General features: G+C 53.6%; 19 protein-coding genes and 2 pseudogenes. 17 read left to right on the top strand and 4 right to left on the bottom strand.

Annotation, left to right across the window (positions count from 1 at the left end; all coding sequences use genetic code 11):
* Together J3348_RS03800 and J3348_RS03795 are read right to left on the bottom strand one after the other, a co-directional pair.
* A pseudogene (locus J3348_RS03800) lies at positions 1-203 on the bottom strand (RNA polymerase subunit sigma); the annotation flags it as partial.
* Between the two features lie 202 nt (positions 204-405).
* Positions 406-726, bottom strand: a pseudogene (locus J3348_RS03795) (recombinase family protein); the annotation flags it as partial.
* Positions 727-886: 160 nt separating this feature from the next.
* On the opposite strand from J3348_RS03795, the gene J3348_RS03790 reads away from it, so the two are divergent.
* From J3348_RS03790 to J3348_RS03730, 12 genes are all read left to right on the top strand, one after another.
* Positions 887-1,051, top strand: coding sequence for a GTP-binding protein (locus J3348_RS03790; protein ID WP_223451049.1), 165 nt, complete (start codon positions 887-889; stop codon positions 1,049-1,051).
* 102 nt (positions 1,052-1,153) lie between these two features.
* A complete protein-coding gene (locus J3348_RS03785) occupies positions 1,154-1,792 on the top strand; it encodes a DUF6198 family protein (protein WP_097771470.1) in 639 nt (212 codons plus the stop codon).
* 236 nt (positions 1,793-2,028) lie between these two features.
* Entirely contained in the window at positions 2,029-2,556 is a 528-nt protein-coding gene (locus J3348_RS03780) for an isochorismatase family protein (RefSeq protein ID WP_207698331.1), read from the top strand.
* A gap of 10 nt (positions 2,557-2,566) precedes the next feature.
* On the top strand, positions 2,567-3,085 hold the full coding sequence (locus J3348_RS03775) for an O-acetyl-ADP-ribose deacetylase (protein WP_207698330.1): 519 nt from the start codon (positions 2,567-2,569) through the stop codon (positions 3,083-3,085).
* Between the two features lie 630 nt (positions 3,086-3,715).
* Positions 3,716-4,186 carry a hypothetical protein gene (locus J3348_RS14170; protein ID WP_242702847.1) on the top strand — a complete coding sequence of 157 codons (471 nt, stop codon included), beginning with the start codon at positions 3,716-3,718 and terminating at the stop codon, positions 4,184-4,186.
* Between the two features lie 14 nt (positions 4,187-4,200).
* Positions 4,201-4,866: a DNA/RNA nuclease SfsA gene (gene sfsA / locus J3348_RS03765; protein WP_207698328.1), complete on the top strand. Its 666-nt coding sequence runs from the start codon at positions 4,201-4,203 to the stop codon at positions 4,864-4,866.
* Between the two features lie 78 nt (positions 4,867-4,944).
* Complete coding sequence (locus J3348_RS03760) at positions 4,945-5,670, top strand: MerR family transcriptional regulator (RefSeq protein ID WP_015536930.1); 726 nt, start codon at positions 4,945-4,947, stop codon at positions 5,668-5,670.
* Positions 5,671-5,775: 105 nt separating this feature from the next.
* Positions 5,776-6,153, top strand: coding sequence for a desulfoferrodoxin family protein (locus J3348_RS03755; protein WP_207698327.1), 378 nt, complete (start codon positions 5,776-5,778; stop codon positions 6,151-6,153).
* Between the two features lie 733 nt (positions 6,154-6,886).
* A complete protein-coding gene (locus J3348_RS03745) occupies positions 6,887-7,348 on the top strand; it encodes a DUF523 domain-containing protein (RefSeq protein WP_207698325.1) in 462 nt (153 codons plus the stop codon).
* A complete protein-coding gene (locus J3348_RS03740) occupies positions 7,333-8,109 on the top strand; it encodes an HAD family hydrolase (protein ID WP_207698324.1) in 777 nt (258 codons plus the stop codon). Before J3348_RS03745 ends, J3348_RS03740 begins: the two co-directional genes overlap by 16 nt.
* Before the next feature lie 87 nt (positions 8,110-8,196).
* A complete protein-coding gene (locus J3348_RS03735) occupies positions 8,197-8,784 on the top strand; it encodes a pentapeptide repeat-containing protein (protein WP_015536933.1) in 588 nt (195 codons plus the stop codon).
* 12 nt (positions 8,785-8,796) lie between these two features.
* Positions 8,797-9,249 (top strand): aminoacyl-tRNA hydrolase, encoded by a 453-nt coding sequence (locus J3348_RS03730; protein ID WP_055185766.1) that lies wholly within the window; start codon positions 8,797-8,799, stop codon positions 9,247-9,249.
* Between the two features lie 80 nt (positions 9,250-9,329).
* Here the strand turns inward: J3348_RS03730 and J3348_RS03725 are convergent, their stop codons facing one another.
* Positions 9,330-9,491, bottom strand: coding sequence for a hypothetical protein (locus tag J3348_RS03725; protein WP_207698323.1), 162 nt, complete (start codon positions 9,489-9,491; stop codon positions 9,330-9,332).
* Positions 9,492-9,505: 14 nt separating this feature from the next.
* Positions 9,506-10,387, bottom strand: coding sequence for a DUF5131 family protein (locus tag J3348_RS03720; protein WP_338428688.1), 882 nt, complete (start codon positions 10,385-10,387; stop codon positions 9,506-9,508).
* A gap of 111 nt (positions 10,388-10,498) precedes the next feature.
* Here J3348_RS03720 and J3348_RS03715 point away from each other — a divergent pair, with 111 nt between their 5' ends.
* From J3348_RS03715 to J3348_RS03695, 5 genes are all read left to right on the top strand, one after another.
* Positions 10,499-11,530: a macro domain-containing protein gene (locus J3348_RS03715; RefSeq protein ID WP_207698322.1), complete on the top strand. Its 1,032-nt coding sequence runs from the start codon at positions 10,499-10,501 to the stop codon at positions 11,528-11,530.
* A gap of 88 nt (positions 11,531-11,618) precedes the next feature.
* Positions 11,619-12,422 carry an ADP-ribosylglycohydrolase family protein gene (locus tag J3348_RS03710; RefSeq protein ID WP_207698321.1) on the top strand — a complete coding sequence of 268 codons (804 nt, stop codon included), beginning with the start codon at positions 11,619-11,621 and terminating at the stop codon, positions 12,420-12,422.
* Between the two features lie 233 nt (positions 12,423-12,655).
* Positions 12,656-13,120 (top strand): Hsp20/alpha crystallin family protein, encoded by a 465-nt coding sequence (locus tag J3348_RS03705; protein WP_207698320.1) that lies wholly within the window; start codon positions 12,656-12,658, stop codon positions 13,118-13,120.
* A gap of 249 nt (positions 13,121-13,369) precedes the next feature.
* Positions 13,370-14,227 carry a YitT family protein gene (locus J3348_RS03700; protein WP_005946315.1) on the top strand — a complete coding sequence of 286 codons (858 nt, stop codon included), beginning with the start codon at positions 13,370-13,372 and terminating at the stop codon, positions 14,225-14,227.
* Positions 14,228-14,334: 107 nt separating this feature from the next.
* Positions 14,335-15,369, top strand: coding sequence for an alcohol dehydrogenase (locus J3348_RS03695; RefSeq protein WP_207698319.1), 1,035 nt, complete (start codon positions 14,335-14,337; stop codon positions 15,367-15,369).
* The last annotated feature ends 104 nt before the right edge of the window (positions 15,370-15,473 follow it).

The following is a 15,473-nucleotide window of genomic DNA, read 5'->3' as shown; positions in this document are numbered from 1 at the left end:
TAGTATTTTTTTACGATGTGTGCCACCAGACGCAGATTGTGCCGGATCAGTTTTTCCCGTGCGGCAGGGTCACCGGCACGCAGTGCGGAAAAGGCTTCGGTTTCCTCCCGGGCAGAGAGGGGCCGCGGAAAGCTGCCGCTTTCCAGATGAAGCGCCAAAACCAGAAACTTTGTGGCAAAAAATTGCAGAAGAGATAAAAACATGCCGACCCCTCCCCATAGTATCATAAACGGTTACTGTAATTTATGAAGGAGGGCTTGCCTTTTTTCCGGACTCCGGGGAGAACAACTCTGCTTCGTTGTCCACAAAATGCTGATAAGCGTCCTTGTCTGCAATCAGGTAGACAGGATTCTGCAAAATCGACTTGATGGAAAACCGGGTGAACGAACGCCCGGTTTTTGTTTTGATGCCCAGCCGTCCCAGTTCTTCAATCAGGCTGGAAAAGTCGCTGATGTTGCGGCTGATGCGGTCCAGTCGATAGACCACGATGGCACGGATCTTCCGCTCTTTGGCAGCGGTCATCATCTTTTTGAAGTCCGGGCGGTTCAGGTTGCCGCCGGAAAAGCCCTCGTCCTCAAAGACAACGGCATGTTCCGCGGCGGCATCGCCGTAGTGAGTGCGGATATATTCGCGGCAGAGGTCGATCTGATTTCCGATACTTTCGCCCTTGCCGGTGTAGCGGGATTTGCGGGAATAGATGGCAATGGTGTCGGCAGTTTTGGCCATGAGATACTCCTTTCCTGTTGTCCGGTGGCCGTAGATGCGGCTATTGTAACGCCAACCGCATAGGGCCTTTGGTTCGGCCTACTTTTTGGAGCTGGGCCTCTCGTGCCAGCAGCTCGAACAGAATATCCCGGCCCTCTTCACCGACCCCGCGTGCGGCCATGTGCTGCGGGCGAAAGGCTTCGTACAGGACGAGAACGGCTGGGTGGAGCTGAACGCCACCGCCGACGGCCTGACGGCAAACGCTATCCCCAAGGGGCAGGAAGTGCTCATCGTGATCGGGGAGGGACTGGAGAAAGAACGGATTGAGGTGAGATTAAAGGGGTAAGGCGGATCCCCCGTATATCGTTGTATCTTTCCATAAATAGTTTGTCTCCCGCCCAAAGTAGGCGTATAATAGGGGGAAAGAAACGCTAAAGGAGAATCCCCTATGAACGGCACCGCATTGCGCAAACCGACTGCCCGGCGGGTGGTGGGCATGGTGGCGGGCATCGTCATCATCGCCCTTGGCATTGCGCTTTTCAAGCAGTCCCACCTCGGCAACGACTCCATCAGCGCCCTGAACATGCGGCTGGCGGAGCTGCTCGGCATCTCGCTGGGCACCCAGAACCTGTGCACGAACATCCTGTTTTTCCTGCTGGAATTCTGGTTCGGGCGCAAGTACATCGGCCTTGGCACCTTCGTCAACGGCATCTGCATCGGGTACATCGTCACGGCGTTCTATGACCCCATTCACGCCCACTTCGGCGACGCGCCGTCGCTGGCGGTGCAGTTGGCGTGGGTCATCGCGGCGGTGCTGGTTACGGCGCTGGGCGCTTCGCTCTACCAGACCGCCGACCTCGGCATCGCGCCCTACGATTACCTTTCCCTCGGTCTGCGGGACTACACACCCTGCCCGTACTTCGGGTGCCGCATCTTCACCGATGCGCTCAGCGCCCTGCTGTGCTGGCTGCTGGGTGGCCTTGTGGGCCTGGGCACCTTGATCTGTGCGTTCTGCCTTGGGCCCTTCATCCAGTTCTTCGATCGGACGTTCTCCCAGAAGGTGCTGCAATACAAACCGAACAATTGAGAAACCCCGCGGCGTCAAATCATACGCTGCGGGGGTCTTTTTTATTGCTGCCGTTAAGCAGAAAATGAAAATGAAGGAGATTTATCTTTCAAAACCGCCTGTGGACTGCTGCGGCGATGGGGAGCCATAACAAACCCATCAGACAGGCTTTGGAAGAAGTAAATTTTTCGAATCTGCTTGTAGAAAACGGCGGTCTATGATAGCATGAAATCAAAGAAAAACAGGAGGGCTTACACATGGTTTTACTGGTTGTGGATACACAGAAAGGTATCGTGGATGAACGCCTGTATGCGTTTGAAAAGTTTGTCAGCAACATCAGGGAATTGATCCGGACTGCCCGCGAACAGGGAATCGAGGTCGTCTATGTCCAGCATGACGATGGGCCCGGCACCGGTTTCTCCATCGGGGACGATGAATTCGAGGTCTATTCCGGGTTTGCGCCACTGCTGACTGAAAAACGGTTCGTCAAGACTGTATGCAGTGCGTTCAAAAAAGAAAGCGGCCTGCTGGAATATCTGACGGAAAAGGGCGAAAAAGATGTGATGGTCTGCGGTATCATGACGGACTTCTGCATCAATGCAACGGTGGAGGCGGGCTTTGAGCATGGCCTGCACATAATCGTTCCTGCCTATGCAAATTCCACGCAGAACAACGAGTACATGACGGGGGAGCAGAGCTACCGCTATTATAATGAGTTCCTCTGGCCGGACCGCTATGCCGATTGTGTGCCCATGGACAAGGCGCTGGAGCTGCTCAAAAAGTGAGGTGTTTACAATGATTTCTGAAAAAGTAAAAAATCAGATTCAAGTGGTGCAGGGTGATATTACCAAACTGGACTGTGACGGCATCGTGAATGCGGCCAATCGCAGTCTGCTGGGTGGAGGCGGTGTGGATGGTGCCATCCACCGGGCAGCAGGGCCGGAATTGTTGGCGGAGTGTCGCACGCTGCACGGCTGCCGCACCGGAGAAGCAAAAATCACTAAGGGCTACCGGTTGAAAGCAAAGTATATCATTCATACAGTAGGGCTGATTTATTCCGGCACAGCAGAGGATGCCGCGCAGCTGGCGGACTGCTACCGCAATTCGCTGAACCTTGCCAAAGAGCATGATGTCCATAGCATTGCGTTCCCGGCAATTTCGACTGGCGTGTATGGTTACCCGCTGGAAGATGCCACGGAGATTGCAGTCAAAACAGTGGCACAGTGGCTGGAAGATCACGCGGATTACGCCATGCAGGTGATTTTCTGCTGCTTCGATGCCAGGACGGAGCGGGTGTATCAGGCAAGGCTGTAACCGGAAGAGGTGTGAGAGATGGGCTTTTTCAAAAAGCTGTTTACAGGGATCGGGTTTGCGGCAGGTTTTCTGTTCTACGGATGCTTATCGATGATTTTATATGCGTCCCGCGGGCGGCATAAGCCCCGTCATCGGCGCAGCAGCTTTTGGAATACGCTGGAGCGCTACCTGATTTTTTCGTGGATCTGTGATGGTGTGCGCAGCAGCCGGAAACGAGCGGAAAAGTTCTATTATCAGCGCACAGGCAGCGATTTCTGGCAGACGCAGACACGGGTTCGACCGGAAAATGTTAAAAATGCTGTTCCTGCGGTGAAAACACCAAGGCTGGAGGCAAAAAGCACGAGCACAGGTGCAACGCGGTCGGTAAAACCAAAGAGAACGGAGCGTCCTTCTGCGGCACAGAAAGCATCGGCAGCACAAAGCGGTGCCAAAAGCGTGTCGGTGCCGACTGTACTAGGGCAAAACGTTTCGGAGGCTGACGCAGAAAAGCACAGCGAATGGTCAATACAAACGTCGGATGCCAAACATGAATGTGTTGCACCGCAGCCGGATACCAAAGAAGTGCATCAAAAGTCTGCACAGCAATTGGAAGCAGAACGGCAGCAGAAACTGGAAAACCTGCGTGCCGCAATGCAAAAACAGATTTGCACCATTCATGCAGATGTGGAACTCCCGGCAGGGAAACTGAATGACAGTGGGTCAGCGGAGCAGAAACTGCATGTCCTGTTGTACAAGTCCACGCTGCCAGAAAATGACCTGAATCGGGCACTGGACGAGCTTCGTACAGAGCGCAGACGGCAAAAGGCAGAGTATCAGGGGGCACCGTTTGCGGATGTGTTTCTGGTGAAACTGATTTTGTCTGATGAGGATAGTGAGCGGGCCTGCATCGTGGATGTGGGGGATACCGGCATGAGCTATGTCATTCCGTGGAGCAGCATCCCGAAGGAACTGCAGGAACCGCTGCACCGCTATGTATCGGAAGCGGAAGGAAAGCTCTGCGGCTACTGCAAGGAAGAACTCTGCAACAGTGAAAGCGGCAGGATGGTCGTGGAACTGTATCTTGGTAAACAGGATGGGCATGGCTCCCGAATCCTGTACTGAAAATGGAGTAAAGATTGAAATACAGAGAAATCGCAGACGGCATTTTTGTTGACCGTCCCAACCGCTTTATTGCCCATGTGGAAGTGAATGGAGCAGTGGAAACCGTCCATGTCAAGAACACCGGGCGGTGCAAGGAACTGCTACTGCCCGGTACGGCAGTTCGGCTGGAAGTGTCGGACAACCCGAAACGCAAAACAAAATACGACCTTGTGGCGGTACACAAGCAGGGCCTTGGCTGGGTCAATATGGACAGTCAGGCACCTAACAAGGTAGTAGGAGAGTGGCTTGCAAAACAGGGCTACGACTATATCAAGCCGGAATTCACCTATGGGAAGTCCCGCATCGACTTTTATATGGAAAAGGGCGAACAGAAATATCTGCTGGAAGTCAAGGGCTGCACACTGGAAGTGGACGGTATCGGCTACTTCCCGGATGCACCTACCGAGCGCGGCGTGAAGCACCTGCACGAGCTGGCGCAGGCACAGCAGGCAGGGTATCGGTGCGCAGTGGCTTTCGTGATTCAGATGGAAGGCATCACCGAGGTGCGGCCAAATGTCAGCACACAGCCGGAGTTTGGTACGGCACTGGCCGAAGCAAAGGCCGCAGGTGTGCGGGTGCTGTTTCTGCTCTGCCATGTAGGGCGGGATAGTCTGGAAATCGTGGAGCAGAGGGAAGGCTGAAAAATTTTTCAGAAAACCTCTTGACCCTGACGCAGCGTCATAGCGTATACTGTGGCTGTCGCAAGGGAGGACAGCAAGATGATGACAGTGAACGAAGTGAGCAAGCGGACCGGAGTAAGCATCCGGACCCTGCAATATTACGATAAAATCGGTCTGCTGCGCGCGGCGGGCCGTACCGAAGCAGGCTATCGGCTGTATGACGATGCCGCGCTGGAACGTTTGCAGCAGATCTTATTGTTCCGGGAACTGGAATTTCCGCTGAAGGACATCCAGAAAATCGTGGAGAATCCTGCTTTTGACCGGCAGAAAGCACTGGAACAGCAGATCACACTTCTGACATTGAAAAAGCAGCATCTTGAAGATCTGATCGGCCTTGCGCAGAAAATTCGATCCACAGGAGGAATGGTTATGGACTTTACCGCATTTGATACGCAGAAGATCAAAAAGTATACCGAGCAGGCCAAAAAGGAATGGGGCGAAACGCCGGAATACAAAGAGTTTGAGGAAAAAACTGCCCATAAGACCGAGAAAGAAGTCAAGGACATGAGCAGTCAACTGATGGACATCGTGGCGGCATTCGGCGGGATGCAGAGCAAAGACCCGGCGGACTCTGAAGTGCAGGCACAGGTGAAGAAGCTGCAGGAGTTTATCACAGAGCACTACTATAACTGTTCCAAGGTGATCCTGAATCAGTTGGGGCAGATGTATGGGGCAGGCGGAGCATTTACGGAAAACATCAATGCTGCCGGCGGTGCCGGTGCCGCAGAATTTGCGCAGAAAGCCATTGAGATTTATTGCAAGTGAGCCCAAAAACGCTTTGCGTGATTCAGTCACAGAAATCGTAAATAGGAAATGTTATCATATAGACACAAGAAACACACCGACAACATTCCAATGGAGGATTTCGATATGAAGGCAAAGTTTTACATCTGCAATCACTGTGGCAACCTCGTCACTACCATCCGTAACGCAGGCGTTCCGCTGGTCTGCTGCGGGGAGAAAATGAAAGAGCTGGTTCCCAATACGGTGGAAGCCAGCGGCGAGAAGCATCTGCCGGTGGCAGAGCTTTCCGGTAGTCGTCTCACGGTCACAGTGGGCGCGGTGGAGCACCCCATGGCGGATGTTCACTATATTCAGTGGATTTTTGTGGAGACTGAGAACGGCGGACAGATCCGCTATCTGAATCCGGGGCAGGCACCCAAAGCTGTTTTTGAACTGGGAAGTGAAAAGCCGGTGGCCGTTTACGCATACTGCAATCTGCATGGGCTTTGGATGACGAAACTCTGATACAATCAATGCAAACGGGGAGTGATTTGATGTCACTCCCTGTTTTTTGATGAGAACTTTATGCGGTTCTTTTGGTTCGGAACTGTGTATAAATGGGATGGATAAAATGAGTGGGCACACTATATGCGTTTGCTAAACGCTGACAGCGTTCAATTTTTTGCGTGGAATCGTGAAAATGAGACCTGCGAAAAACGTAGAAAATTTGATATGGTTGCGCTGCAAACTAAGACATATTGATGTTTTTGAAACGAGTTTATAGTGAAATATGTGTAATTCGAGTGCAGATATTCATTCTTGTGAGTTTGTTGTGTGAATTTGTCACGTTCCGCCGAAAAAAATACTCTGTGGTAATTTATGAGCAAATTCGCTTTTGTGAAATAAAGTCGAATTTGAATCCGCAATTTGCGGAAAAAGAAGGGGATTACACAGGAACAGCTGAGTATAATGCTGAACGTTAGTGCGAACCATCTTGCAAAAGTTGAACGGGAAGCCGCTGCTGCTCTGCAGGATCTTTCGTCCTGCCTGAATGTCAGAACGGACTATCTGCTGAACGGAGATGCACCGCATAATAACCATCTGAGGGAAAGGCTGACGTTTCTTGCACAGGAATTAGAAAAGATTACGGCGGACCTCCCGGTATGGGGATAGGAAAAGCAAAATCCTCTTTTTCAATGCCCAAAAGCGTGGTAGAATAGGTAAAAGATTCAGTATCTGAAAAACGGAGCGCGCAACAATGAAGATTCTGGTCAGCGCCTGCTTGCTGGGCGAAAACTGCAAATACAGCGGCGGAAACAATTACAATCAGGCGGTCTGTGATTTTGCGCGGGGGCATCAGGTGGTTCCGGTCTGCCCGGAGGTGCTGGGCGGCCTGCCCACACCGCGGTGCCCGGCGGAAATCGTGAAGGGCGTTGTCACGAACAAAGAGGGCATCAATGTGGACCGGGAGTTCCGAGCGGGCGCAGCCAAGGCCCTTGCCATCGCAAAAGAAAATAGGGTGGAGCTTGCCATCCTGCAATCCCGCAGCCCCAGCTGCGGCGTGAAGGAAATTTACGATGGAACGTTTTCCGGGACAAAGATTCCCGGACAGGGCGTTTTTGCCAAGATGCTGATGGACGAAGGCGTCCGTGTTCTGGATGCCGGGGAATTGCCTAAAATTATCTTGAAAAATGAGGACGGAAAATGTCAATCAAACTGATTTGCAGCGACATTGACGGTACGCTGCTGCAATACGGCAAAAAGGAACTGGAAGACGAGATCTTTGAGCAGATACGGGAGCTGCATCGGCGCGGCATTCTGTTTTGCCCGGCATCTGGTCGGCAGTATACCAGCCTGCGCAAGCTCTCTGCACCGGTGGCGGACTGCTGTGTGTTTCTCTGCGAAAACGGCGGCGTGATCTATAAGGACGAACAGTGCATCGCCAAGAATCCGATGCCGCGTGCATTGGCCGAAGAAATCGCCAACGACCTGTGGACCCGCAGCGACGGGCAGGGCGAGGTAATGCTTTCCGGTCAGAATACTGCATACCTGATGGAGCAGGGTCTGGGAATGCTCAAGCGTATTCAGTTCATCGGGAACAACTATCAGATCATCCATGACCCTTCCGAGGTGCCGGAGGAGATCACAAAAGTATCGGTGTATCTGCACGAAGGCGTAGAATCTTACACGGAACGGTTTGTCCCACGATGGAAAGAGGCGAACTGCGCTGTGGCAGGGCCGTACTGGATCGACACCACCTTTGCCAACAAGGGCATCGGTGTGCGCAGCATCTGCAAGACTCTGGACATCGCCCTTGCCGATGTGATGGCTTTTGGCGACAATTATAACGATGTGTCGATGCTGGACATTGTGGGTGTGCCCTACATTATGGATGGTGCCGCCGCACCGCTGCGGGAAAAGTACCCGAACCATACACCCCGCCCAGAGGATGTGCTGCGGGAGTTCTTGAAGCGAGCGTAAATTTGGAACACGCACGTTCCAAATTTGAAATGATACGATACAAGCTGCACGGCATTGCTGGAAGAACTGCGCTGACAGGAGAATTTTATGACAGAGCGTTATTGTGAGGGTGAACGGTTTGCTGACCTGTCGTTCACCGAGGAGGCTTTTGAGGATTGCGACTTTACCGACTGCGTGTTTGTGGATTGCTCCTTTACCAAATGCGAACTGGATCATACCACGCTGAACGAGTGCAAATTCGTGCGGTGTGAGATCACAGGTCTGCGCAGCACCCATTCTTCGGTGCAATCGCTGGATTTTGAGGACTGCCGCCTGAATGAAATTGAGTGGGCACCGCTGATGTCCAACGGTGCCTTCCCGGACCCTATCCACACGCTGAAAGAGTGCAGTCTGAAATATAACACCTTCACCGAAATGAACTTTAACCGCTTCGACTTTTCGGATGGCAACGAAATTGTCGGCTCTATGTTTGCCAAATGCGAGATGCAGTTGGCGAATTTCAAGGGTGTAGAACTTCACGAAACGGAGTTCTACCAGTGTGATCTGCGCAAGGCGGATTTCCGGGATGCCGCCGGTTATAAGGTGGACATTTTGGGCAGCCGCCTGAAGGATGCAAAGTTTTCCCTGCCGGAAGCGGTGAATCTGCTGGCAGATTTGAAGATCAAGCTGTCGTAAGAAGGAGAAAAAATGCGTCAACTCATCATTGCACGAAAAGATCTGCAGATGTCGCCTGGCAAGCTGGCGGCGCAGTGCTGCCACGCTTCGCTGGCGTTCCTCACCGACCCCATCGGCATGGGACAGGGCGTGGAACCCATCGAGAAAGACGGAGAAATTACCGGCTATCGGGCAGAAATCATGTTGGATAAGGCAACTTACGAAGAGTGGTTCGATGGCTCTTTTACCAAAACTATCTGCGGGGCAAAGAACCGCAATCAACTGCTGAAAGCAAAAACAATTGCCGAGGAATTGGGACTGGTGGAAAACAAAGACTTCTTCCTCATCCGGGATGCCTGCCACACCGAGCTGGAGCCGGAAGAATTTGATGAAAACGGAGAAGGCATGACCCTGACCTGCATCGGTTTCCGCCCGCTGCCGGATGAAATTGCACACCAGATCAGCCATAAGTTCCATTTGTATTGAGTGCTGGTTCGCGGAATAATAAAAATAGTCCCGGCCATTCTCCTGTGACATACAGGAAAATGGTCGGGATATTTTGCTTTTTATTGAAGATTCATCCACGCCGCCAGTGCATCCTCGGCGGCGGGGTCTGTGTGGTAGTAGTCGCTGACGTAAACGCCGAACGCAACGCAGACGGCCAGCAAAACAGCCAGCAGGCAGAGGAACACTCTGAGGGGAAACGATTTTTTCTTCTGGTTCTTCATAGAACTCCTTTATTTTATAAGCATTTTCCGCAATCGCTGCAGCCGTTGCAGATCAACTTGCTGCCGCAGGTCTCGCAGTTTGCGCGGAAATGAGGCACATAGAGATCTTCCTGCGGGATGGGGTAACCCCAGTCGTCCACGAGGTCAAAATGAATGGGCCTGCCCTGATAGTTCATGCCGGATTTATAAGCCATCCGGCTTTGCAGCTGCTTGCTGGGCAGGTGGTAGCGTTTACCGTCTTTGATGAACACAGTGCCAGTCTCGATAAAGCAGAAGGTCACGTTGGCATCCACGCATTCCTGCCGGAGAGACTTGACCCAATCAAAATTGCAGGGGCGGGCACCATCGTAGTTTTCGCCGCCGCAGATGACCTGCTCGATCTGCCCGGCGGTAAGGTACTGCCGGATGCTTACTGGTCCGATGAAGGGCGCGCACATAATGCCCTTGTGCTTGAAGGGCAGGTCAAACAGGATGGGAATGCGCTCATCGGCGCGGCGCTGATTTTCACAGGTGACGTTGAAAAAGATGTTGTCCCAACCGCTGCCCCAGTCCGGCGGCAGGCACTCCCGTACCCGCTGCGGCCGTTTGGTGAGCAGAAAAAACACCACATCGCTGCGCTGGCGCATGATGTCCCACGCCTCAACCCGCCACGGGTCGGCTTCTTCCAAGAAGAAATCCGAGGTCATGCAGACCCGGATCTGCTCACCACTCTGGATTTTGTAGTGTCCGGTGCGGTCTTTCTGGAGCGGATAGGAAAAGCCGCTTTTCGTTTTGTAGATCTCGGCTCCGTTCTGGTCCCTCATCCGGTCGAGAAAGTACATATAGCAGTTCTGGCAGCCCTCGCTGCACTTGACGCAGCCGTGCCATGGATTCCAGATGTCGTGCAGGAAGCTCACCTTCTTTCTGTACCTATTATAATAGCTGCGCGGACAGGAAACAAGAGCACCCCTTGCGCCGCCCCATCGGATGTGATAGGATGAAGAAAACCATGTGAGGGAGGAACCACCATGCCGTTTCTGATGATCCGCAACGACATCACCAAGGTGGCAGCGGATGCCATCGTCAACCCGGCGAACCGGAACCTTTTGCAGGGCAGCGGCACCAGCCGTGCCATCTATCAGGCGGCAGGGGAGCAGGAGCTGACCGCTTCCTGTGAAGCCATCGGCCGTTGCGATTTGGGCAGAGCCGTGTGTACTCCGGCGTTCGGGCTGCCTGCAACGTATATTTTCCATGCAGTCTGCCCTGCGTGGCACGGCGGCGGGTTCGGCGAAGCTGAACAATTAGCCGGTGCATACCACTCCGCATTGGAATTAGCCGCAGAGTACCACTGCGAGAGCGTGGCCTTTCCGCTGCTGTCCAGCGGAAACTATGGCTACCCCAAAGAACAGGCCTTCCGCATTGCGGTGGACACCATCACACAGTACGTCATGGAGCACGACCTGACCGTGTATTTGGTGCTTTACGACCGGGACTCGCTGGCCGTGAGCTGGAAGCTGTTCGCCTCGGTGGAGGAGTACATTGACGACCACTATGTAGCACAGAACGATGAAAGCTACGGATTTGGCCGTCGGCGCAGGGAATTGTCAGAGCGGCGGAGGCTTCTGGAAGAAGATGCCGCCGTGCCGATGCTAGGTGCAGTTCCGGCATCCGCCGCGGCACCCAGGACAGCCCGCAGTCTGGAAAGCCTGATGGACAACCTTGGCGAGAGCTTCACCACCCGGCTACTGCGGCTCATTGACGAGCGGGGGCTGAAAGACTCCACCGTGTACAAGCAGTCCAACATCTCCCGGCAGCATTTCTCCAAAATTCAGTGCAATCGCGACTACAACCCCAAAAAGAAAACGGTGCTGGCCTTTGCGGTGGGCCTGCACCTGTCCGAAGATGAAACCATCGACCTGCTCAAGAGTGCGGGCTATGCCTTTTCGGATGGCTCCAAGCGGGACTGGATCGTGCGGTATTGCCTGGAACACAAAATCTATAACATCAATCAGGTCAATACGCTGCTGTTTGAATACGATCAGGAACAGCTGGGTGCGTAATTTGTCGCCTGCCCGTTGACCTTTTGCCCTCCGGTTTGTGGTATCCTTTTGCCAACGAAAGCGATCATAGGTAAGGGAGGAAACAGCCATGTTAGGAGCAATCTTGGGTGACATCGTGGGCAGTCCCTATGAATTTGACCACAACAATTACAAGCACAAGGATTTTCCGCTGCTGAGCGAGAAATCGCACTTCACCGATGATACGGTCATGACCGTTGCGGTGGCACGGGGATTGATTGTGGGTAAAGGCATCCCGGAGAGAACATTTGAAGAAACAAAGAGCGAGATGCGCATTTGGGGAGAAACATACCCTCATGCCGGTTACGGCGGGATGTTCCGCCGGTGGCTGCACACAGAAAATCCGAATCCCTATGGCAGTTTCGGTAACGGCTCGGCTATGCGGGTGTCAGCAGCGGGCTGGCTGTTCGATACGCTGGACAAAACATTGGAAATGGCAAAAGTGACCGCCGAAGTCACCCACAACCACCCGGAGGGCATCAAGGGCGCACAGGCCACGGCGGCAGCAATTTTTCTGGCTCGTACCGGCCACAGCAAGCCGGAGATCAAGCGGTATGTGGAGCAGACCTTCGGTTATGACCTGAACCGTACCTGCGATGAAATTCGGCCGACCTATCATCATGTGGAGACCTGTCAGGAAACTGTGCCGGAAGCAATCATTGCTTTTCTGGAAAGCGTCAGTTTTGAGGATGCACTTCGCAATGCGGTCTCTCTGGGCGGCGACAGCGACACCCTTGCCTGCATCACCGGCGGCATTGCCGAAGCTTTTTACGGGATGCCGCAGGAACTGCGGGACGAGACTTTGAAACGTCTGCCGGAGGATATCCGGGAAGCATATGAACTGTTGTGCTTCATGATTGCCAAGATGATATAAAATGCGATGATGCGACTGAATTTTGAAAAGATTGTATAGGATTTTATAAAAGTATTATTCTTTTATAAATTTTAGCACTCATCTATTGACACTGTTAATGAACGGTGCTATAACAGTGGCGTGCTCAGGAGGAAGGGCAAAAGGAGAGCCGCTAGGCTCCCCGGAAAGCCCTTCTGAATGGACGCTTCAGATTTTTTGCCCCGACCCGAACGCCGGGATTGGAGGAATGATTTATGCTTATGCCGACTGTTTTCCATGAAAACCTGTTCGATGATTTCTTCGATCCGTTCTGGAATGACGCTGTACTGGAACGTGCTATGAACCGTGAGGCTCGTGGCGCCTTTGGTAAGCGTGGTGCAAACATGATGAAGACCGATGTCAAACAGACGGACAATGGCTACGAAGTAGCTGTTGACCTGCCGGGCTGCAAGAAGGAAGACGTTCAGATGGATCTGAACGACGGCTACCTGACCATTCAGGCAGTGCGCAGCCACAGCAACGACGAAAAGGATAAGAAGGGCCGCTACCTGCGGCGCGAATCCTTCTCTGGCACCTGCGCGCGCAGTTTCTACGTGGGCGATGTGAAGAAGGAAGACATCCACGCAAAGTTCGAGGACGGCGTCCTGCACGTCGAGCTGCCTGCTCCTCAGCAGACGAAGGCTTTGCCTGAGAACCCGAATCTGATTGCAATCGAGTAAAACGCCGGTCGTGTGCGCCAAAGCACAACGCACATAAGATGCCCCCGGAGAGCTGTAACAAGCCCTCCGGGGGCATTTTTGTTTCGCTATCTTTTCCGCAAGGGAAAATCATGGTATACTGAGAACAGCAACTCGGAATTTATGGAGGTACTTCACTATGGAATACAAACGCTTTGGCGGTAAGCTCCTTGTCCGCATCGACAAAGATGAGGAGATCGGTGAAACAAATTTGATTTTAGGGGGACAAAGATGAGTGATGTAAAAGGAAAGACCGGCGCAGTCTTGAGGGAGACGGCAGTCCTGACCGGGGCGGTGGCGATCATTGCGGCGGGCGTTTTCTTTTTTCTGGTGCCGAGCCATACATCTGTCAGCAGCATTTCCGGCCTTGGCATCGTGCTGTCCAATTTTGTGCCGCTGCCCTTGTCGGTCATTACGATGATCCTGAACGTCGTGCTTCTCATCATCGGGTTCTTTACCTGCGGCAGAGAATTTGGCGCAAAGACCGTATACACCAGTGTGCTGCTGCCGGTGTTTCTGGGGCTGTTTGAAAAGCTGTTCCCGGAGTTCGGCTCGATGACCGGCAGTCAGGAGCTGGACGTGCTGTGCTATATTCTGGTGGTCAGCATCGGGCTGAGTATTTTGTTCAACCGCAATGCATCCTCCGGCGGGCTGGATATCGTGGCAAAGATCATGAACAAGTACCTGCACATGGAATTGGGAAAAGCCATGTCTCTGTCGGGAATGTGTGTGGCGCTTTCCGCGGCCCTGGTCTACGATAAAAAGACCGTGGTGCTGAGTATCCTCGGTACTTACTTCAACGGCATCGTGCTGGACCATTTCATCTTTGATAACAGCATCAAACGCCGCGTCTGCATCATCACCGAAAAAGAGGAGGCGCTGCGTCAGTTCATCCTCCATGACCTGCACAGCGGTGCGACCATGTACGAGGCCATCGGTGCATACAATCTGGAAAAGCACAACGAGATCATTACCATCGTGGACAAGAGCGAATATCAGAAGCTGATGAACTTTATCAACCGGGAAGACCCCAAGGCTTTTGTTACCATTTACAATGTGTCCAGCATGCAGTATCAGCCCAAGATCTGATCGGCGGAGAGCTGCCGCAAAGGGCGGGCCTTTTGCGGCTTGCTCTTTGCCATAGCTGCGTGGTATACTCAAGTCCGGAAATATCAAAGCGCATGGAGGTAAAAAGCATGCTGACCTATACCTATGTTTCCGAGGGCAAATTTGAACTGATGGAAAAACCAAAGCCGGTGCTGCAGCACGAGCGGGATGCCATTGTAAAAGTGACCCTTGCCAGCATCTGCTCCAGCGACCTGCACATCAAGCACGGCAGCGTGCCCCGGGCGGTGCCCGGCATCACGGTAGGGCACGAGATGGTGGGCATCGTAGAAGAAGTGGGCAGTGCGGTGACCAATGTGAAACCCGGCGACCGGGTGACGGTGAACGTGGAGACCTTCTGCGGAGAGTGCTTTTTCTGCAAAAAAGGCTTCGTGAACAACTGTACCGATCAAAACGGCGGCTGGGCGCTGGGCTGCCGCATCGACGGCGGGCAGGCCGAGTATGTCCGGGTGCCCTTTGCGGATCAGGGACTGAACAAGATCCCGGACGGCGTCACCGATCGGCAGGCGCTGCTGGTGGGCGATGTGCTGGCCACCGGCTTTTGGGCGGCACGCATCTCGGAGATCACCCCCGAGGATACCGTGCTGATCCTCGGTGCAGGGCCGACTGGCATCTGCACGCTGCTGTGCGTCATGCTGCACAGCCCCAAGCGCATCATCGTTTGTGAAAAGGACGCAAGCCGCCTGCAGTTCATCCGTCGGCACTACCCGCAGGTGCTCACCGTGCAGCCGGAGGACTGCGCCGCCTTTGTGCGTGCCCACAGCGACCACGGCGGGGCCGATGTGGTGCTGGAGGTGGCAGGGGCAGACTCCACCTTCCGGCTGGCGTGGGAGTGCGCAAGACCCAACGCCATCGTGACCGTGGTGGCGCTGTACGACAAGGCACAAACCCTGCCGCTGCCGGAGATGTACGGCAAAAACCTTACCTTCAAGACCGGCGGCGTGGACGGCTGCGATTGTGAAGAAACGCTGCGTCTCATCGCAGAAGGCAAGATCGATACCGAACCGCTCATCACCCACACCTACCCCCTGCGCCGGATCGCAGAGGGCTACGAGCTGTTTGAAAAGAAACGGGACGGCGTGATCAAGGTGGCAGTGGAGTGCTGACGGTCTGCGCCAAGGCACAACGCACATAAGGTGGCCCCGGAGAGTTGTAACAAGCCCTCCGGGGCCATTTTTGTTTCCCGACATCTTTTCCGCAGCGGCAAGGC

Source organism: Faecalibacterium sp. Marseille-Q4896, assembly GCF_017377615.1.
In the GTDB taxonomy this organism is placed as follows: Bacteria; Bacillota; Clostridia; order Oscillospirales; family Ruminococcaceae; genus Faecalibacterium; species Faecalibacterium taiwanense.
The sequence above is the reverse complement of the archived record's forward strand: the minus strand, read 5'-3'. Positions and strand labels throughout refer to the sequence as shown.